Source organism: Rhizobacter fulvus, assembly GCF_964020785.1.
The window spans coordinates 119,824-136,642 of sequence record NZ_OZ224516.1; the positions used below are offsets into that span (position 1 = coordinate 119,824).

At 67.8% G+C, this 16,819-nt stretch carries 18 protein-coding genes; 1 reads left to right on the forward strand and 17 read right to left on the reverse strand.

Annotation, left to right across the window (positions count from 1 at the left end; translation table 11 throughout):
- Positions 1-7: 7 nt before the first annotated feature.
- The gene (locus tag ACWH49_RS00560; RefSeq protein WP_448169666.1) at positions 8-1,549 is read left to right on the forward strand and encodes a DHA2 family efflux MFS transporter permease subunit; all 1,542 of its coding nucleotides are present in this window, start codon (positions 8-10) and stop codon (positions 1,547-1,549) included.
- A 13-nt stretch (positions 1,550-1,562) separates the two neighbouring features.
- Here ACWH49_RS00560 and ACWH49_RS00565 read toward each other — a convergent pair whose 3' ends face one another.
- The 17 genes from ACWH49_RS00565 to ACWH49_RS00645 form a co-directional block, all read right to left on the reverse strand.
- Complete coding sequence (locus ACWH49_RS00565; RefSeq protein WP_448169667.1) at positions 1,563-2,387, reverse strand: 1,6-dihydroxycyclohexa-2,4-diene-1-carboxylate dehydrogenase; 825 nt, start codon at positions 2,385-2,387, stop codon at positions 1,563-1,565.
- Between the two features lie 13 nt (positions 2,388-2,400).
- Complete coding sequence (locus ACWH49_RS00570) at positions 2,401-2,895, reverse strand: aromatic-ring-hydroxylating dioxygenase subunit beta (protein WP_448169668.1); 495 nt, start codon at positions 2,893-2,895, stop codon at positions 2,401-2,403.
- Positions 2,892-4,226 carry an aromatic ring-hydroxylating oxygenase subunit alpha gene (locus ACWH49_RS00575; protein WP_448169669.1) on the reverse strand — a complete coding sequence of 445 codons (1,335 nt, stop codon included), beginning with the start codon at positions 4,224-4,226 and terminating at the stop codon, positions 2,892-2,894. The genes ACWH49_RS00570 and ACWH49_RS00575 overlap by 4 nt, the downstream gene beginning before the upstream one ends.
- A gap of 14 nt (positions 4,227-4,240) precedes the next feature.
- The gene (locus ACWH49_RS00580; RefSeq protein ID WP_448169670.1) at positions 4,241-4,591 is read right to left on the reverse strand and encodes a non-heme iron oxygenase ferredoxin subunit; all 351 of its coding nucleotides are present in this window, start codon (positions 4,589-4,591) and stop codon (positions 4,241-4,243) included.
- Positions 4,592-4,628: 37 nt separating this feature from the next.
- Positions 4,629-5,636: a PdxA family dehydrogenase gene (locus ACWH49_RS00585; protein ID WP_448169671.1), complete on the reverse strand. Its 1,008-nt coding sequence runs from the start codon at positions 5,634-5,636 to the stop codon at positions 4,629-4,631.
- A gap of 50 nt (positions 5,637-5,686) precedes the next feature.
- The gene (locus ACWH49_RS00590; RefSeq protein WP_448169672.1) at positions 5,687-6,721 is read right to left on the reverse strand and encodes an amidohydrolase family protein; all 1,035 of its coding nucleotides are present in this window, start codon (positions 6,719-6,721) and stop codon (positions 5,687-5,689) included.
- A 1-nt stretch (position 6,722) separates the two neighbouring features.
- Complete coding sequence (locus ACWH49_RS00595; protein WP_448169673.1) at positions 6,723-7,442, reverse strand: TetR/AcrR family transcriptional regulator; 720 nt, start codon at positions 7,440-7,442, stop codon at positions 6,723-6,725.
- Positions 7,435-8,655, reverse strand: coding sequence for an MFS transporter (locus ACWH49_RS00600; protein ID WP_448169674.1), 1,221 nt, complete (start codon positions 8,653-8,655; stop codon positions 7,435-7,437). Before ACWH49_RS00600 ends, ACWH49_RS00595 begins: the two co-directional genes overlap by 8 nt.
- Positions 8,655-9,449 (reverse strand): SDR family oxidoreductase, encoded by a 795-nt coding sequence (locus tag ACWH49_RS00605; protein ID WP_448169675.1) that lies wholly within the window; start codon positions 9,447-9,449, stop codon positions 8,655-8,657. Before ACWH49_RS00605 ends, ACWH49_RS00600 begins: the two co-directional genes overlap by 1 nt.
- On the reverse strand, positions 9,446-10,357 hold the full coding sequence (locus ACWH49_RS00610) for a VOC family protein (RefSeq protein ID WP_448169676.1): 912 nt from the start codon (positions 10,355-10,357) through the stop codon (positions 9,446-9,448). The genes ACWH49_RS00605 and ACWH49_RS00610 overlap by 4 nt, the downstream gene beginning before the upstream one ends.
- A gap of 11 nt (positions 10,358-10,368) precedes the next feature.
- The gene (locus ACWH49_RS00615; protein ID WP_448169677.1) at positions 10,369-10,854 is read right to left on the reverse strand and encodes an aromatic-ring-hydroxylating dioxygenase subunit beta; all 486 of its coding nucleotides are present in this window, start codon (positions 10,852-10,854) and stop codon (positions 10,369-10,371) included.
- Positions 10,855-10,866: 12 nt separating this feature from the next.
- A complete protein-coding gene (locus ACWH49_RS00620) occupies positions 10,867-12,141 on the reverse strand; it encodes an aromatic ring-hydroxylating oxygenase subunit alpha (RefSeq protein WP_448169678.1) in 1,275 nt (424 codons plus the stop codon).
- Positions 12,142-12,229: 88 nt separating this feature from the next.
- Positions 12,230-12,931: an ABC transporter ATP-binding protein gene (locus ACWH49_RS00625; protein WP_448169679.1), complete on the reverse strand. Its 702-nt coding sequence runs from the start codon at positions 12,929-12,931 to the stop codon at positions 12,230-12,232.
- The gene (locus tag ACWH49_RS00630; protein WP_448169680.1) at positions 12,924-13,688 is read right to left on the reverse strand and encodes an ABC transporter ATP-binding protein; all 765 of its coding nucleotides are present in this window, start codon (positions 13,686-13,688) and stop codon (positions 12,924-12,926) included. The genes ACWH49_RS00625 and ACWH49_RS00630 overlap by 8 nt, the downstream gene beginning before the upstream one ends.
- On the reverse strand, positions 13,685-14,692 hold the full coding sequence (locus ACWH49_RS00635; protein WP_448169681.1) for a branched-chain amino acid ABC transporter permease: 1,008 nt from the start codon (positions 14,690-14,692) through the stop codon (positions 13,685-13,687). Before ACWH49_RS00635 ends, ACWH49_RS00630 begins: the two co-directional genes overlap by 4 nt.
- The gene (locus ACWH49_RS00640; RefSeq protein ID WP_448169682.1) at positions 14,689-15,549 is read right to left on the reverse strand and encodes a branched-chain amino acid ABC transporter permease; all 861 of its coding nucleotides are present in this window, start codon (positions 15,547-15,549) and stop codon (positions 14,689-14,691) included. Before ACWH49_RS00640 ends, ACWH49_RS00635 begins: the two co-directional genes overlap by 4 nt.
- A 46-nt stretch (positions 15,550-15,595) precedes the next feature.
- A complete protein-coding gene (locus ACWH49_RS00645) occupies positions 15,596-16,792 on the reverse strand; it encodes an ABC transporter substrate-binding protein (RefSeq protein WP_448169683.1) in 1,197 nt (398 codons plus the stop codon).
- Positions 16,793-16,819 lie beyond the last annotated feature (27 nt).

Here is a 16,819-nt window from a genome sequence, read left to right on the forward strand (position 1 = left end):
CGTGGTCGTGAGCGCGGCTGCCGCCAGCCCCCGGGTCACCCACCCGGTGCTGGTCACCGTCTCGGTGATGCTGGCCACCATCATGCAGGCCGTCGACACCACCATCGCCAACGTGGCACTGCCGCAAATGCAAAGCGCGATGGGGGCGACCCAGGACCAGATCGCCTGGGTGCTCACCTCCTACATCGTGGCGGCGGCGATCTGCATGCCGCTGACCGGCTTCCTGTCGGGACGCCTCGGGCGCAAGCGCGTCTTCATGTGGTCGGTGGTCGGCTTCACGATCGCGTCGATGCTGTGCGGCGCGGCCCAGAACCTGAACCAGCTCGTGGGCTTTCGGCTGCTGCAGGGCGTGTTCGGCGCCTGCCTGGTGCCGCTGTCGCAGGCCGTGCTGCTCGACAGCCATCCGCGCGAGCGCCACGCGTCGGCCATGGCCTTGTGGGGCGTCGGCGTGATGGTCGGCCCGATCCTGGGCCCGTCGCTCGGCGGCTGGCTGACCGAGCACCTGAGCTGGCGCTGGGTGTTCTACATCAACTTGCCGGTCGGCATCCTGACCTGGCTCGGCCTGGCAAGCTTTGTGCCGGAGACGCCACTGGACCGTTCGCGCCGCTTCGACGGGCTGGGCTTCGGGCTGCTCGCGCTGGCCATCGGCGCGTTCCAGATGATGCTGGACCGCGGCGAATCGCTGGGCTGGTTCGCGAGCCCGGAGATCGTCGCCGAAGCCGTGCTCGCCGGCTTGGCCTTTTACCTCTTCCTGGCCCACATGTTCACCCACGCGCACCCGTTCATCGAGCCGGGCTTGTTCGCGGACCGCAATTTCAGCGTCGGCCTGCTGCTGATCTTCTTCATGGGCGCCATCCTGTTCGGCACCATGGCGCTGTTGCCGCCGTTCCTGCACAACCTGCTGGGCTACCCGGTGATCGACGTCGGCAATCTGCTGGTGCCGCGCGGCGTCGGCACGATGGTTGCGATGCTTATCGTCGGGCGCCTGTCGGGCGTGCTCGACCTGCGCTGGCAGTTGCTGACCGGCATGGCGCTGACGAGCCTGGCGATGCACCAGATGACGCAGTTCAACGCCGACATCGGTGCTTGGGACGTTGCGCGCACCGGCATCGTCCAGGGCCTGGGTCTGGGCTTCGTGTTCGTGCCGCTGTCGACGGTCGCCTTCTCGACCCTGGCGCCGCGCTTTCGCAACGAGGGCGCGGCGCTGTTCAGCCTGATACGCAACATCGGCGCCAGCATCGGCATCTCGGCCATGGTGGCGCTGCTGGCCCAGAACACCCAGGCCGGGCACGCGGTGCTGGCCGAGCACATCAACCCCTTCAGCTTGCCGCTCCGGCAGGCGGTGGAAGCCGGCGCGCACGACCTGTCGAGCGAGGCGGGTCTGCTGGCGCTGAACGCCGAAGTCGGCCGGCAGGCGGCGATGCTCGCCTACCTCGAGGACTTCAGGCTGATGATGTGGGTGGGCCTGATCGGCATCCCGCTGATCGCGCTGCTGCGCAAGCCTCCAGTGGCCGTGCCGATCGCCGAAGCCCCGGGCACCGCCGAGTGATCGTCCGGGGCGGTCAGCCGAGGTCGCCGCCAGCCACCGGCAAGGTCACACCCGTGACATAGGAGGCTTCGTCGGAAGCCAGGAACAGGATCGCCGCCGCCTGCTCGTCGGGCGTGCCGTAGCGTTTGACGAAGGTGGAATCGATGGTCTGGTCGACGATCGCCTGGTACCAGCCGCGCTGCCGCTCGTCCATGGTTTCGGTGTTGCGCGGGATGCGCCGCGGCCCGACATCGGTGCCGCCCGGGGCCACCGCGTTGACGCGAATGCCCTGCTCCGCATACTCCCAAGCCAAGCATACCGTCAGGGCATTGACCCCGCCCTTGGCCGCCGAATACGGCACTCGGTGGATGCCGCGGGTGGCGGTGGACGAGACGTTGACGATGCTGCCCGCGCCTTGCTTGATCATGTATGGCAGCACCGCGTGGCAGCACCACAGCGTCGGAAACAGCGAGCGGTTGATCTCGGCCGTGATCTGCTCTTCGCGATACTGCGCGAAGGGCTGGACCCAGATCGTGCCGCCGACGTTGTTGACCAGCACGTCGATGCGCCCGTCGAGTCCCGCCGCCTTGGCCATCAGCTTCCTGCAGGCCGCGTACTGCTCGACGTCGGCGCGCAGCGCGCTGGCCCTGCCCCCCAAGGCCAGCACCTCGTCGCGGACTTCCTCGACGATCTTCGAGCGGTCGACCAGAACGACATGCGCGCCCTCGGCGGCCATCGCCAGCGCCACCGCTCGGCCGATGCCCTGGGCCGCGCCGGTGACCACGGCGGTCTTGCCCTCGAATCGCTGGCGCACTGCGGAGCGCGTGCGCCTCTTGCTGCCGGCTGCGGCTGTGACCATGACTGCCTCGGCCTCAGACGCTGTAGATGTCGAGCACGGTCTCGATCAGGTCGTTGAGTACCAGGATCTTCTTCTTGCGGATGCACCAGTCCTCGCCCTGACGGCCCAGCAGGTACTCGTAGTGCCCGTAGAAGCTTTGCGAGACGTTGCGCTTGAACAGGTGAGTGACGAAGTTGGCCTTGACCGCGCAGGTGCCGTCGGCACCCGGTGTCACGCGCACGTTCGACACCATGTGGCAGGTGCGCGGCAGCGGTGTCGATGCCGCCGAGCGCCCGGTGCGCAGCCGGAAAACACGGTCTTCGAGGCCGGTGCGGTCGCCGTAATACATCAGCGAGACCTCGTTCTGCGGGTCGCTGGTGTATTCGTCTTCCGAGTCCCACGACGGAATCCAGTACTCGGCCTTGGGATCGAACAGCGCGAGCCAGTCGTCCCAGCGGCGCGCGTCGATGTACTCCGCCTCGCGGTACAGGAAGTCCGTGACGCTGTGCAGCGTTGCCGCGTCGCTCATCGTTCGCTCCCGTTCGAGCCGGCCTTCATCAGCTCCGCCCAGCGCCCGTGCTGGGCGATGAAGATGCCTTCGTCGGACGCCTTCGCGCCGCTGCTGCCGGGCGTGATGCCGAGCCCGACCGCGAGGTCGTCGGCGCCGGGAACCTCGTGCACCTGGCCGCGCGACATGTCGCTCCAGCGCACCACGCTGTAGTGGTTGCAGCCCTTCTGTGTCTCGTTGAACTCGGTCAGGTCATCGGGCGTGGCCATGCCCGAGGCGTTGAAGAAGTCCTCGTACTGGCGGATGCGCTTGCTGCGTTCGACCGCCGGTTCGCCGACCGGCGCGAAGCAGTAGATCGTGACCTCGGTCTTGTCGACCGACAGCGGGCGGAACATGCGAATCTGCGTGCCCATCTGGTCCATCAGGAACATGTTCGGGTAGATGCCCAGGTTGCGCGAGCGGTTGACGGCCCAGTCGGCCTTCTCCTTGCCCATGCTGGCCGCGAGTTCCTCGCGGCGGCCATAGATCGGCCGGTCCTGCGGGTTGGAGACGCTCGACCACAACATCGTGTGACCGTTGCCCAGGTCGTAGTAGCCGCCGCGGAAGCGGTTGAAGTCGCCCACCGCCATGACCTTCAGCGCCTTGCCCTCGGCGTTGATCTTGGCGCGGTTCTTGATCATCTGCACGTAGTTGGCGTGGACCGAATCGACGTGGTAGCCGTCGACGCCGTTCTCCGCCTGCAGCTTCCAGTTGCCCTCGTAGGTGTAGACCGACCGGCCCTTGAGCACCTCGATGCCCTGGGGCGACTGCTCGACCACGATGTCGATGAAGGTCTTGGCCTCGGCCAGATAGTCCGTCAGCGGTTCGGCGTCCTTGTTCAGCGTTGCGAACAGGAAGCCACGGTAGTTCTCAAGCCGCACCCGGGTCAGGCCGCGCTTGCTCTTGTCGAAGCTTTCGGGGTAGCCGGCGCCCTCTTCGTTCATGGCCGCCAGCAGCTTGCCCTGGCCGTCGTAAGCCCAGCCGTGGAACGAGCACACGAAGGTGCTGGCGTTGCCCTTCGAGGTGCGGCACAGCGTCGCGCCGCGGTGCGAGCAGATGTTGACGAACGCATTCAGCTTGCCGGTCTTGTCACGGTTGATGACGATCGGCGCGCGCCCGATCCAGCCGGTGATGTAGTCCTTGGGCTTGGGCAGCTGGCTCTCGTGCGCGACGTAGACCCAGACCTTTTCCCAGATCTGGCGTTGCTCGAGCTCGAACATCTCGGGGTCGACGAAGATGCGCCGATCGACGGCGCGCAGCCCGTCTTCGTGGTGAACGACGTCGTCGAGCAGGGTTCGGGGTGCAGCGTCCATGGGGGGCTCCTTGATTAAGTGGATTCGTCGGCACGCGTACCCGCGTCCAGTGCCGCGTAGACCTCGTCGCCTTCGATCTTGACCGGGTAGATCATCAGTGCCTTGACGCACGGGAACGCGGTGGCCGCGCCGGTGCGGATGTCGAAGCGGCCGCTGTGGAACGGGCACTCGATCTCGCAGCCGATGATGTCGCCCTCGGACATCGACGCCGCACCATGGGTGCAGGTGTCGTCGATGACGAAATAGCCTTCGTCCAGGCGCACCAGTGCCACCGGTTCGCGGCCTTCGACGGGCACCTGAAGGGCGTAGCCCGCCTCGACGTCGTCGATGCGGGCGATGAAGGTCATGGTCTTGGAGTCGCTCACGCAGCGGTCCTCTCGGTCGGCAAGGGCAGCTGACATGTCAGTGCAGGGTCGGGAAGGCGCGCCCGGCGGCCAGCGAGCCGGCGGTCACGATGGCGTTCAGGATCATCGAGTGGTCGGCAATGCCGCGGCCAACGATGTCGTAGGCGGTGCCGTGCGCAACCGTCACATGCGGGTACGGCGGGCCGAGGATGACCGCGACGTTGCCGGCGAAGGCAGCGGTCTTGATCGCGATGTGGCCCTGGTCGTGGTACATCGCCAGCACGATGTCGAAACGACCCTCGATGCAGTGGCGAAACACCGTGTCGGGACTCACGGGGCCGGTGACATCGACCCCGGCGGCACGCGCCCGGTCGATGCCCGGCGTCATGTGCTGCTCTTCTTCGGCGCCCTTGGCATGCGGATTGAAGCCCGCGACCGCAATGCGCGGGCTGGCCATTCCCCACTGCCGGAGCACGCCGTCGAGCGTGCGCAGCGCCGACTCGATCAGGTCGGCGGTGATCAGCCCGGAGACCTCGCGTAGCGCGACGTGGTCGGTCAGGTGCGCCACCCGCAGCGCACCCGACACCAGCAGCAGATAGCTGTGCCCGGGCCTGACCTGCACGACCCGGTCGAGCACGCCCGCCATCTGCATCGCGCCGGAGCTGATCGGTCCCATCACGGTGGCCTGCAACCGGCCCGCACGCGCCAGATTGTCGGCCTCGTCGAGCCAGACCCCGGTGGCGCGGCCGCAGGCCAGGTTGTCTTCGCCAAGCGTGATGTCGGCCGGATCCAGCGCGCCCGAGTCGATGATGTCGATCGTGCCCGCCCGCCCCGACATGCGCTCGGGTGCATCGATGACACGCAGCTTCGCATTGACGCCTCCCTGGTCGATCGCCTGCCGCACTGCGGCGGCACTGCCGATCAGCACCGGACGGCAAAGCGCATGCAGCTGCCCGCTCGCCCAAGCCTTGACCACCACCTCGGGACCGATGCCGCAGGGATCGCCGATCACGATACCGACCTTCGCGCGGTCGCGCGGCCTGATCGCCAAGCTAGCCGAGGTCACGAGACAATCTCCATAGATTAACCATAATCTCGATATTTACAGAAAAGTCATCATTCTGCACCGGGGTTTTCCAGTACCGCAGAAGCGGCGCCCAGCCATCGTTCGGCATTGCCGTGCCGGAGCTGACGCTTGACCGAATCGTCCAGCTGCAGCGCCTGCACGCGCCCGACCGGCGCCTTGTCCATGATCGCGAACGGGTAGTCGCTGCCGAGCATCAGCTGGGTGGCGCCGAAGGTCTGCAGCAGGTAGTCGATCGTGGCCGCGTCGTAGACGAGGTCGTCGTAGTACATGGCGCGCGCGCCGACGCGCGGTGCCGTCGGCATGGCTTCACGCAGCGCCGGAAAACTCTCCCAGGCGTGCTGCAGGCGCGGCAGCAACTGCGCCAGCGTGCCGCCGCCATGGCTGAACGCGATGCGCAGCCGCGGGCAGCGCGCCAGCGTGCCGCCGGTCAGCAGCGAGGCCGCGGCCAGCCCCACCTCGCCCGGGAACGCCAGCGCCTGCTCGAGGATCGGCGGACCGACCAAGCGGTCCATGCCGGCGGGCCGCAGCGCATGCACGAAGATCGCCGCGCCCCAGCGCTCGGCCGCTTTGAAGAAGGGCAGGAAGCGCGCATCGCCGATGCTGACGCCGTCGATGTTGCTGCCGATCTCGACGCCGGCCAGGCCGCATTGGTGAATGGCGTGGTCGAGTTCGCCAATCGCGCGCTCGACGTCCTGCAGCGGCACGGCGCCGAGGCCGATGAAGCGTGCCGGTGCCTGCTGCACCATGCCGGCGATGGCCTCGTTCAGGAAGCGCGTCAGCACCGCGGCATCGTCGCCCGCGAGCCAGTACGACAGCAGCTCGGGCATCGGCGACAACACCTGCCGGCCGATCTGCATCGTGTCCATGTCGGCCAGGCGCACCTGGCAGTCCCAGCACTGGTGCGACACCGTGCGGTAGACCTTGGCGTCGAGCATCACATGGCGGTGGCACGCCTGCGCCGGCGCCATCGACGGCCAACGCACGCCAAGCCGCTGCCCGAGGTAGGGCGGGAATTCGGCCGGGACCACATGGGTGTGAATGTCGATGCTGTCGTGGGTGGTCATGTCAGGCTCGGGTTTGCTTTCCGGGGGGCGTGGCAGCCTGAGCCGCAGAGGCCTTCGCAGGCACCTTCGCCGCGACATAGGTGTCGATCATGTCCTGCCACAGCGTGAGCAGACCCGCCACGCGCTCGGGCTCCGCCGACCACAGCTGGCGGATGCCGAAGCCGCGCACCAGGCTGACAGTGAGCAGCAGCAAGTCCTCGCTGATCCGGGCCGGCAGTCCGAGTTCCTGCATCACGGCGAGCCACTGCTGCTCGACCGGGCGGCGGTAGTTGCGCACGACGCGAATGCCGGCCTCTTTCAGCGCCGGATCCTTGCCGCCGGCGAGCAGCATGTCCAGGCCGACGAAGAAGTAGTCGCTGAAGTAGAAGGCCTGGGCGTCGCTGATCAGCGCCTCGACCGGCCGCCCCGAGCGCTTCGCGGCCTCGGCGAGCCGCAGGCCATCGGCCAGCGCGATGCCGAACACGTGCTCCATCGCGGCCGTCACCAGGTCATGCTTGCTCGGGAAGTGGTGCACCTGCGCGCCACGCGACACGCCCGCGCGCCGCGCGACCTCGGGTGTCGTGAAGCCGGCGAAGCCGCGCTCCTTCAGCACCTCGAAGGCCGCATCGAGGATGCGGCGTTTCATCTCGCCGCTGCGCACGGCCTGCGTGCGCCTGGACCTCGGCACCGCCGACAGCGGTGGGCCCCGACGCGCGCTGCGGGCCACCGGGGCATCAGCCATGGACGGCCTTCGTTTCGCCGAGTGCGCGCAACTCCGGCGCTTTCGCCGCCCGCAGGATGAGCAGTGCCGAGACCGCCGCGGTCGCGAGATAGGCCCAGCCCACGCCGTGCCAACCGCCCACGCCGACCAGCGCTGCCGCCAGCGGTGGCCCGAGCAAGGCGCCGAGGTTCGAGGCCTGCACCGCCAGGCCGTTGACCGAGCCGAAGTTCTGGCGTGGCGCCGCGACCGCCGGCAGGCAGGCGTAGATCGCGGCCGGCAGCACGCCACCGACGAACGAGAACGCAATGCACAGCAGCAGGCGCAGCAGCGGGTCGGCGGCGACGACGAATGCGCCGCAGCCGGCGAGCCCCATCACGAGGCCCGACACCAGCACCAGCAGCGCCGGTGCGACACCGCGGCCGGAGAGCCACCCGCCCAGCAACGCGCCCGGTGCGTTGACGATGATGACGACCGCGACGAAGGTGGTAGCGCGCGCGAGCCCGAAGCCGAGTTCGTCCTGCAGGAAGGTCGGCAGCCACACCATCATCGTCATCCACTGCAAGGTGTAGACGGTGAAGCAGCCGGCCAGCAGCCAGGGTGTGCCCGACTGGAGGCCGCGCAACAGTCCGGCCGGGGTCTGCTCGGCAGCGGCAACGCGATCGTCCGCGGGAAAGGCCCACAGCGTCAGCGCCAGCAGCACGGCAGCACCGAGCACGCCGACCCACCAGCCGCCGCGCCAGCCGAGCACGCCCATCAGCTGCGGCGCCAGCAGCAGCATCGTCGTCATGCCCAGCGCCATGTAGCTGCTCCACAGCCCGAGCGCCAGCTTCAGCCGGGACGGCGCCGCGGCTTCGCGCATCAGCGCTGGCGCCGAAACCACGATGCAGACGAAGCCCAGGCCCTCGACGATGCGCGACGCGAACAGCATGCCGATGCCCCGACTGAGCGCGCCCAGCAAGGCGCCGACGCCGAGCGCCAGCAGGCCGAGCTTGAGAATGTTGCGGCGCCCGATGCGGTCGGCCAGCAGCCCGGCGGCCAGACCGATCACAGCCGCGGTCAGGTTGACGATCGAAGTGATCCAGCCGAGCTGGACCAGGCTGGCACCGTACTGCTCGCGCAGTGCAATCATCGCCGGTGGCAGTTTGCCGACCTGGGTGGCGGCGAACACGCCGCACATCAGCAACAGGCCGACCCGCGGCCAGTCGCTCGACCCGGCAGTGTCGGTGGACGCCATCACGGCATCGTGCTGCCGCCGTTGACGCTGATCACCTGGCCGGTGACGAACGAGGCCTCGGTCGAGGCCACGTAGCTCACCATCGATGCGACCTCGGCCATCTCGGCGGCCCGGCCCATCGGGATGATGCTGACGAAGCGGTCCACCAATGCCGGGTCCTTGGTGTTCAGCTCGACCAGCTGCGGCGTGCTGACCGCGCACGGCGCCACCGTGTTCACCGTGATGCCGTCGCGTGCGAACTCGCGCGCCAGCCCGGTGGTCAGACCGTGCGCGCCGCCCTTGGCGGCGTTGTAGGCAGCGTGGTCCCAGAGCCCGCTCATCACCGAATCGGCACCGAGGATGACGATGCGCCCGTAGCGCTGTTGCTTCATCGTCGGCAGCGCCGCGCGGCAGCACCAGATCACGGTCCAGAGGTTGCGGTCGATGGTCTGCTTCAGCGTTTGCGGCGTGTGTTCGAGGAACGGCAGGATCACGCCGCCGCCGGCGTTGTTGACGAGGATGTCGATGCGGCCGAACGCGGCCAGCGTGCTGGCGATCAGCGTGTTGGCGACGGACTCCTGCGCCAGGTCGCCGGCTTCGGTGATGACCTCGACGCCGAGCGCGCGCACGGCCTGCGCACTGGCCGCCAGACCGGCAGTATCGGCGTCGGCCAGCGCCAGCCGGGCGCCGTCGCGCGCCAGGCGCAACGCGATTTCCAGGCCGATGCCGCGCGCCGCGCCGGTCACGATCGCGACGCGGCCTTCGTGCGGCTTCGCGCGCGTTGCCCAAGGCGCGGCCTGCGCGGCGCCGCTCATGCCGGCACCCGGCGTTCGATCGCGCCCACCTTGCCGAACGCCGGCTTGGGCACGCTGCCCCAAGTGTCGAGCGCCGACGGATGCGCTTCGAGCATGCGCGCCTCGCGCGCGCCCTTCTCGGGGAACTCCTCCATGCCGAAGCTGTACTCGACGGTCATGCCGTCGGGATCGAGGAAGTACAGGAAGATGCTGCCCGAGGGCTTGTGCCGGCCCGGCCCGAAGACGATCGGCACCTCGGCCTTGTTGAGCCGGTTCATCGCGACGCCGATGTCGTCGATGTCGCTGACCATGAAATTGATGTGGTTCAGGTGGTTGCCCTCGATCGAGCGCCCGATCGCGAACGAGTGGTGCAGCGGGTTGGGCTGGCAGCGCATGAACGCGAAGCGGCCTTCGACGAAGTCCGAAATCGCGAAGCCGAGATTCGCCGTCAGGTACGCCGCCATCTCGTCGAAGCGTTCGACCGACAGCACCACGTGGCCGAGCCGCACGATCTTGGTCAGGCTCTGGCGGAACGGCAGCGCCATCTGCAGCACGCGGGTGTAGAACTCCATCGTCAGCCCGGAGTTCGGCTCGACGAAACGCAGGCCGTCGCCCTGGCGCAGCGCCGCGCGTTCCTCGGCATCGATGTCCTCCACGGCGAGGCCGAGGCTGGCGAGGTGCTTGCGCGCATGCTCCATCTCGGCGCGGCTCTCGAGCTCGAACGCGACCCGCTTGAGGCCCGGCGCCTGGGCCGGGTACAGCACGACGTGGTGGTGGTCGCTGCCGCAGCGCAGAAACGCCGGCCCGCCCGCCACCGGCTCGGAGGCGTCGAGACCGACGGTGTCGGTGTAGAACGCGGCCGACCGGTCGAGGTCGGTCACGTTCAGCGCAACGTAGCCCAGCTTGCGGTATCGGAAGGGCATGCTCATGGTCGTCTCCGTCAGAGAAGGATGCTCACGCGCCCCTGCGGGCGCAGCGAATCGAGGTCGAGCACGCAGCGTTTCTTGCGGATGCGCAGGCCGGATGCCTGGCGCACCAGCGCGTACTCGCTGCTGCCGATGTAGGTGTCGGTGTGACCGCCCTTGGTGCGGTAGGTCACGAAGGCGGTGGCGACGCGGCAGCCGTCGGCGCCCGAGTCGAGGATGCGCACGTTGCTGACGAGGTGCCGCGTCTTCGAGCGCGGGTACTCGGAGAAGGCGGTCTTCTTCTGCAGCCGTTTGACGCGCTCGCCGAGGCGGAACGCATCGTCGGCAATGTAGAACAGGTTGCGGTCGGGCGTGGCGTCCTTGGCCAGGTCGGTCGACGGCACTTCGTAGCGCGCGTCGTCGGTGAACAGCGCCAGCCATTCGTCGAGGCGCCAGTCGTCGAGCAGCGCCGCTTCGTGGAAAAGAAAGTCTTCGATCTCGGGGCGGGTGAAGGTCTGCATGTCGGTGGCTCCTCAGGCGGCGGCGTTGGCGCGTGTCAGGCGCGAATTCCACTCGGTCCAGAAGGCGCGCATCTGGATCTCGTCGTCCATTGCCGGCTGCGCCTTGCCCATGCCCTTGGAGATGTCGTTCCAGCCCGCCTCGCGCACGTTCTCGTAGCCGGTCTGGCACTGCTGCAGCGCTTCGACATCGTCGGGCGTCGCGAAGCCGCCCGGGCCGAGAAATTCGAGGAAGTTCTCGAGACGCGACTTGCGCGACCAGTCGCTTTCTTCGGTGGGTGCGAGCGCCCAAGCGTTGACGTGGAGGAAGTTCGGCGCCAGCGGGTAGAAGGTGCGCACCGTGACCGCCATGATGTCGTTGATGACCAGGTTCGGGAAGATGAGCAGGTTGCGGTTCTTCAGCGCGATGCGCTGGGCGCGTTCGGTGCCGAAGCGCTGCGTCAGCCCGGCGATGATCTGCTCGATGTCGGCCTTGCCCTGATCGCCCCAGGCCGGGATCCACTGCCCGACCGGGCGGCCCCAGGGCGCGGTGTACTCGATCACGGCGTGGCCGTTGCCCAGGTCGCGCCCGTGGCCCACCAGCGGCACCGGCGAGAGTGAGCCGACCGTGCCTTTCAGGTAGTCGAGGTAACTGGCATGCGTGGTCGAGGCGTGGTAGCCGTCGATGCTGTTCTCGACCAGCAGTTTCCAGTTGGCGCGCAGGCTGTATTCCTGCGTGCCGCCGACGATCGCCATGCCGACTTCGGACTGGTCGGCCACCAGGTCGATGTACTCGCGCGCGTTGCCCAGGTAGGTGGGCAGATCGACGATGTCCTTGTCGAAGGCGATGAAATGGAAGCCGCGGTATTCCTCGTGGCGAGGTGCCGTCACGAGGTTCGCGCCGCCTTCATCGTTGAAGCCCTCGCAGTACGACTCCTTGCCCGGCTGGTCCTTGAGCTTGCCGTCGTTGCCGAACACCCAGCCGTGATAGAAGCACTGGAAGTTCTTGGCCGTGCCCGAGCGGTCGCGGCACACCGTGGCGCCGCGGTGCGGGCAGGTGTTCATGAAGGCGTTGATCGTGCCGCCGGCATCGCGGTTGAAGATGACGTTGCGCCCGGCCACCGTGCGCGTGACGAACTGGCCCGGTTTGGCGAGTTCGGACGCGTGGCCGAGGTAGAGCCAGCAGCGGTTGAAAATTGCATCGCGTTCGGCCTCGAAGACGTTGGTGTCAACGAACGAGGTGCGCGGCACCTTGAACAGCTGGCGCTCGTTGTCGACGTGCAGCTTGATGACCTTGGAGATATCTTTCATCGGGCTTCTCCTGTTGCCTTGCGGGAGTAGGTGCCTCGCCCGGCGTGCGGCGCGAGAGGCGGAATGATCAGGACCGAGGCGTGCGAGGTCACACCCCGAGGTAGTGGTTCAGCAGCTCATGATCGGCACGCACTTTCGCGCTCGGCCCCCGCGCCACGACCGCCCCGCGCGACATCACCGCGACTTCGTCGGCGACGTTGAACACCGTGTCGAGGTTCTGGTCGACGACGATCAGCGCCATGCCGCTGCCGCGCAGCGAGCGCAGCACCGACTGAATCTCCTCGACGATCAGCGGCGCCAGGCCTTCGGTCGGTTCGTCGAGGATCAGCAGCCGGGGGTTGGTCAGCAAGGCCCGGCCGATCGCCAGCATCTGCTGCTCACCACCCGACAGCGCATCGCCGCGGTTGCGCCGGCGTTCGCCGAGGCGCGGAAAGATCTCGAGCACGCGTTCCAGGGTCCAGCCGACCGGGCCGTCGCGGCGCGGGCGCGCGCCCAGCGTCAGGCTCTCCATCACCGTCAGCGACGGAAACACGCCGCGGTTCTCGGGCACGTAGGCCACACCCAGGCGCGCGATGTCGTGCGTGGCGCGACCGACGAGCGACACACCGTCGAACAGGACGTCACCGGCGGTCAGCGGCATCAGCCCGACGATGCTGCGCAGCGTCGTCGTCTTGCCCACGCCGTTGCGGCCGACGAGGCCGAGGAAGTTCGATGCGTCGGCGCGCAGGCTGATGCCGTGCAGCACCGGCGTGGCACCGTAGGCGGCGCGGATGTCTTTCAGCTCAAGCAAGCGTGCGCCCCTTGAAGTAGATCTTCTGCACCCGCTCGCTGGCGCGGATCTCGGCCGGTGAGCCTTGCTCGAACAAGGCGCCCTGCTCGAACACGAACACGTGATCGGTCAGCCCCTCGATCACCTTCAGGTCGTGCTCGATGATCACCAGGGTGAGCGACGCTGGCAGGCTCGCGCGCAGCATGTCGACCACATCGTGCGTCTCTTCCTCGCTCATGCCGGCGGTGGGCTCGTCGAGCAGCAACAGGCGTGGCTCGGTCGCCAGCGCCAGCGCGATCTCGAGCTGGCGCAGCTCGCCATAGGACAGGTCGGTCGCCGGCACCTGTGCCTTGGCCGCAAGGCCGACCTTGTCGACGCAGGCCGCGGCGCGTTCGTCGAAGTGGTGGTCGCGCCCACGCGGTGACCAGAAGTTGTAGGCCCGGGTCGGCTCGCGCGACTGCACTGCCATGCGCACGTTCTCGGCCACCGTGAACTCCGGAAAGATGCTGGTCTTCTGGAAGCTGCGGCCGATGCCGAGGTGACTGCGCCGCTCGGCGGGCAGCGCCGTGATGTCGACGCCGTCGAAGTGGATCGAACCCGAGGTCGCGCGCAAGGTTCCGGTCAGCAGGTTCAGCAGCGTCGTCTTGCCGGCGCCGTTCGGCCCGAGCACACCGTAGCGCTTGCCCGGCATGAGTTTCAGGTCGACGCCATTGAGGGCCAGGAAGCGCCCATAGGCCAGCGTGAGCCCGCGGGTCTCGAGCAGCGCGGCGGCCGTCACGCCGCCTCCTCGGGCAGCGCCGCGGCAGCACCGCGGGTGCTCGGCTTCGTGCCGCGCCAACGCCCGAGCGCATTCATCACCAGCGGCACCAGACCGTTCGGGGCGTACAGCACGACCACGACGAAGACAATGCCGAGCACGAGCCGCCAGTGGTCGGTCAGCGTGCCCAGGTAGTGGAACAGCGCAAGGAACAGGGCCGCGCCGACCAGTGGTCCATACAGGGCGCCCACGCCGCCCAGGATCACCATCAGGATGACCTCACCCGAGGTGGTCCAGAACAGCAGCGACGGATCGACCAGGTTGAACAGGCTGGCTTGCAAGGCACCCGCCACCGCCGCGATCGAGCCGGCCATCACGAAGCCGATCAGCTGGAAGCGGCGCACCGGATAGCCGAGTGCGCGCATTCGCGCAGCGTTCTGGCGGATGCCGGAAAAAACCGAACCCAGCGGCGAAGCGTCCAGCCGCTTCAGACCGAACACCAACAGCACCAACCCGATCAGCGCGACGTAGTAGAACGTGAACTCGCTGTCCAGCGACAGCCAGGCCGGCAGGTCGGTGCCCGGCCACAGCTTCGGTCGCGGGATCGACGGGATGCCGTTGATCCCGCCCGACCAGGTCTGCGTCGACAGGATCAGCACGTAGAACAGCTGGCAGAACGCGATCGTGATCATCACGAAGCCCACGCCACCGAGCCGCAGCACCATCGCGCCGACCAGCGCCGAGACCAGGATGCCGACGACCAGCGCCGCCGCCAGCAGCAGGAACAGGTTCTCGGACAGGTGGCGCAGCATGAACCCGGCCAGGTAGGCGCCGACGCCGAGAAACAGCCCATGGCCGAAGCTGATCAGCCCGAGCCGTCCGATCAGGATGTTCAGGCTGAGCGCGAACATGCCGGTGATCATGATCTCGGTCGCGAACTCGGTCTGCGTGCCGCGGGTGAAGTGCGGCAGGGCCAAGGCCGCTGCCAGCACGGCCAGCGTCGGCCAGTGACGGATGTTGGTCATCGCGCGATTCCCATCAGGCCCTGCGGCCGCACCAGCAGCACCACGACGAGCACGAAATAGATCACCGCGGTCGAGAACTCGGCCGCGTAGATCTGGCCGACGACGGTGGCCGCACCGATCAGCAGGCTCGCGATCAGCGCGCCGGCCAGCGAGCCCATGCCGCCGACCACGACCACCACCAGCGCGGAGATCAGGATCTCGCTGCCCATGCCGGGAAAGGCATTGAAGATCGGCACCGAGAGCACGCCCGCCAGGCCGGCCAGCGCCGAGCCCACCGCGAACACGCCGCTAAAGAGACGAGTGACGTCGATGCCCAGGGCCGCGGCCATCTCGCGGTCGTCGACACCGGCGCGCACCATCGCCCCCAGGCGTGTGCGACCGAAGCCCAGCAGCAAGGTGGTGATGACCACGGCGCCGATGACCACGACCAGCACCCGATACACCGGCACCGAGGCACCCGCCAGGGCGACGGTGCCTTCGAGTCCGGGCGGCAACGCCAGGGTCTGGATCGGCGCGCCCCAGATGATGCGCACCAGTTCGTCGAAAGCGAACACCAGCCCGAGCGTCAGCAGCACCTGCGGGTACATGCCGCGCCCGTAGGTGCGCGCCAGCAGCGTGCGCTCGAGCAGCACGCCCAGCATCGCGGTGAGCAGCGGCGCGAACAGCAGGGCGAGGTAGAAATTGCCCAGCCCGCGCGCGATCGTGATGCCGAAGTAGGCGCCGACCATGTACAGCGCGCCGTGCGCCAGGTTGACGACGTGCATCAGCCCGAAGACGAGCGACAGCCCCGAGGCGATCAGGAACAGCAGGACCCCCATCTGCAGGGCGTTCAGAACCTGTTCAACGATGATCTGCATGATGTGCGGGGCAGTGATTCGGAGTGCGGCGCGAGCCCCTCTTGTGTCAGAGCGCGCAGCCCTCGCCCTTGTCGGTGACCTGTTCGTAGGTCTTCAGGATCTTGTGGCCGAGCGTGCCGTCGGCGCGCTTGATGACTTCGCCGATGTAGATGTTCTGCACCACGTTGCCAGTGCGCGGGTCGATCCGGAAGTAGCCGCGTGGGCTGTCGACCTGCAGGGTCGTCAGCGTCTTGCGGACCTTGGCCTTGTCGCTCAGGTCGCCCTTCAGCGCCTCGATGGTCGCGAGCATCAGCTTGGCGGTGTCGTAGCCCTGCACGTGCATGACGTGAGCGACCTTGCCGTACTTCTCCTGGAAGCGCGCCTGGAACGCGCGGTTGCGCGGGGTCTCGAGGCTGGCCATGTAGTGGCCGCTGACCATCACGCCGACGGCGGCGTCCCCCATCGCCGGAAAGAACAGTTCGTCGGCGCCGTAGATCGGCACGACCACCTTCAACTTCGGGCCGCGCACGCCGGCCTGGGTGACCTGCGTGATGAAGCGGGGCGCCGCGCTGCCCGCCAGGAACCCCCAGACCATGTCGATCTCGGCCTGCTTGGCGCGGATGTTGGTGATGATCGGCGTGAAATCCGCCGTGCCCAACGCCGGCCACTCTTCCAGCGGCGCCTTGCCGCCCTTCTGCATGAAGCCTTCGCGGAACGCCCCGGCCTGCTCCCGCCCGGAGTCATAGTTGGAGGCCACGGTGAGCGCCGATTTGCCCAGGTTCTCCGCCGCGTACTGGCCCATCGAATGGTTCACCTGCCAGTTCGAGAACGAGGTGCGCACGATGTACGGACTGCAGTTCTTGCCGGTCACCTCGTTGTTGCCGGCGTTGGCCACGAGCAGAAAGGTCTTGGAGCGGTCGACCTCGTCGCGGATCGCGGCGACCACATGGGACGCGATCGGGCCGACCATGAAGTCGACGTTGTCGTCCTTGGTGTAGCGCCGCACCAGTTGCAGCGTGACCTTCGGGTCTTCCTTGTTGTCTTCCTTCAGGACGACGATCTTGCGTCCGGCTGCCTGGCCACCTGCCTCCTCGATCGCCAGGTCGAAGCCTTCCTTGACGGCCTCGCCGTACACCGCGAAGACCTGGGAGAACGGCAGCAGCAAGCCCACCTTGATGTCCTTGCCCTGAGCGGCAGCGGGCAACGGAAGTGCACAGGCGACGGCCAGCGCGGCAGCAATGGCGGTGCGGTCGTAAACGGTCATCTTGTCTCCTTGTGGCGTCAGCGCCAG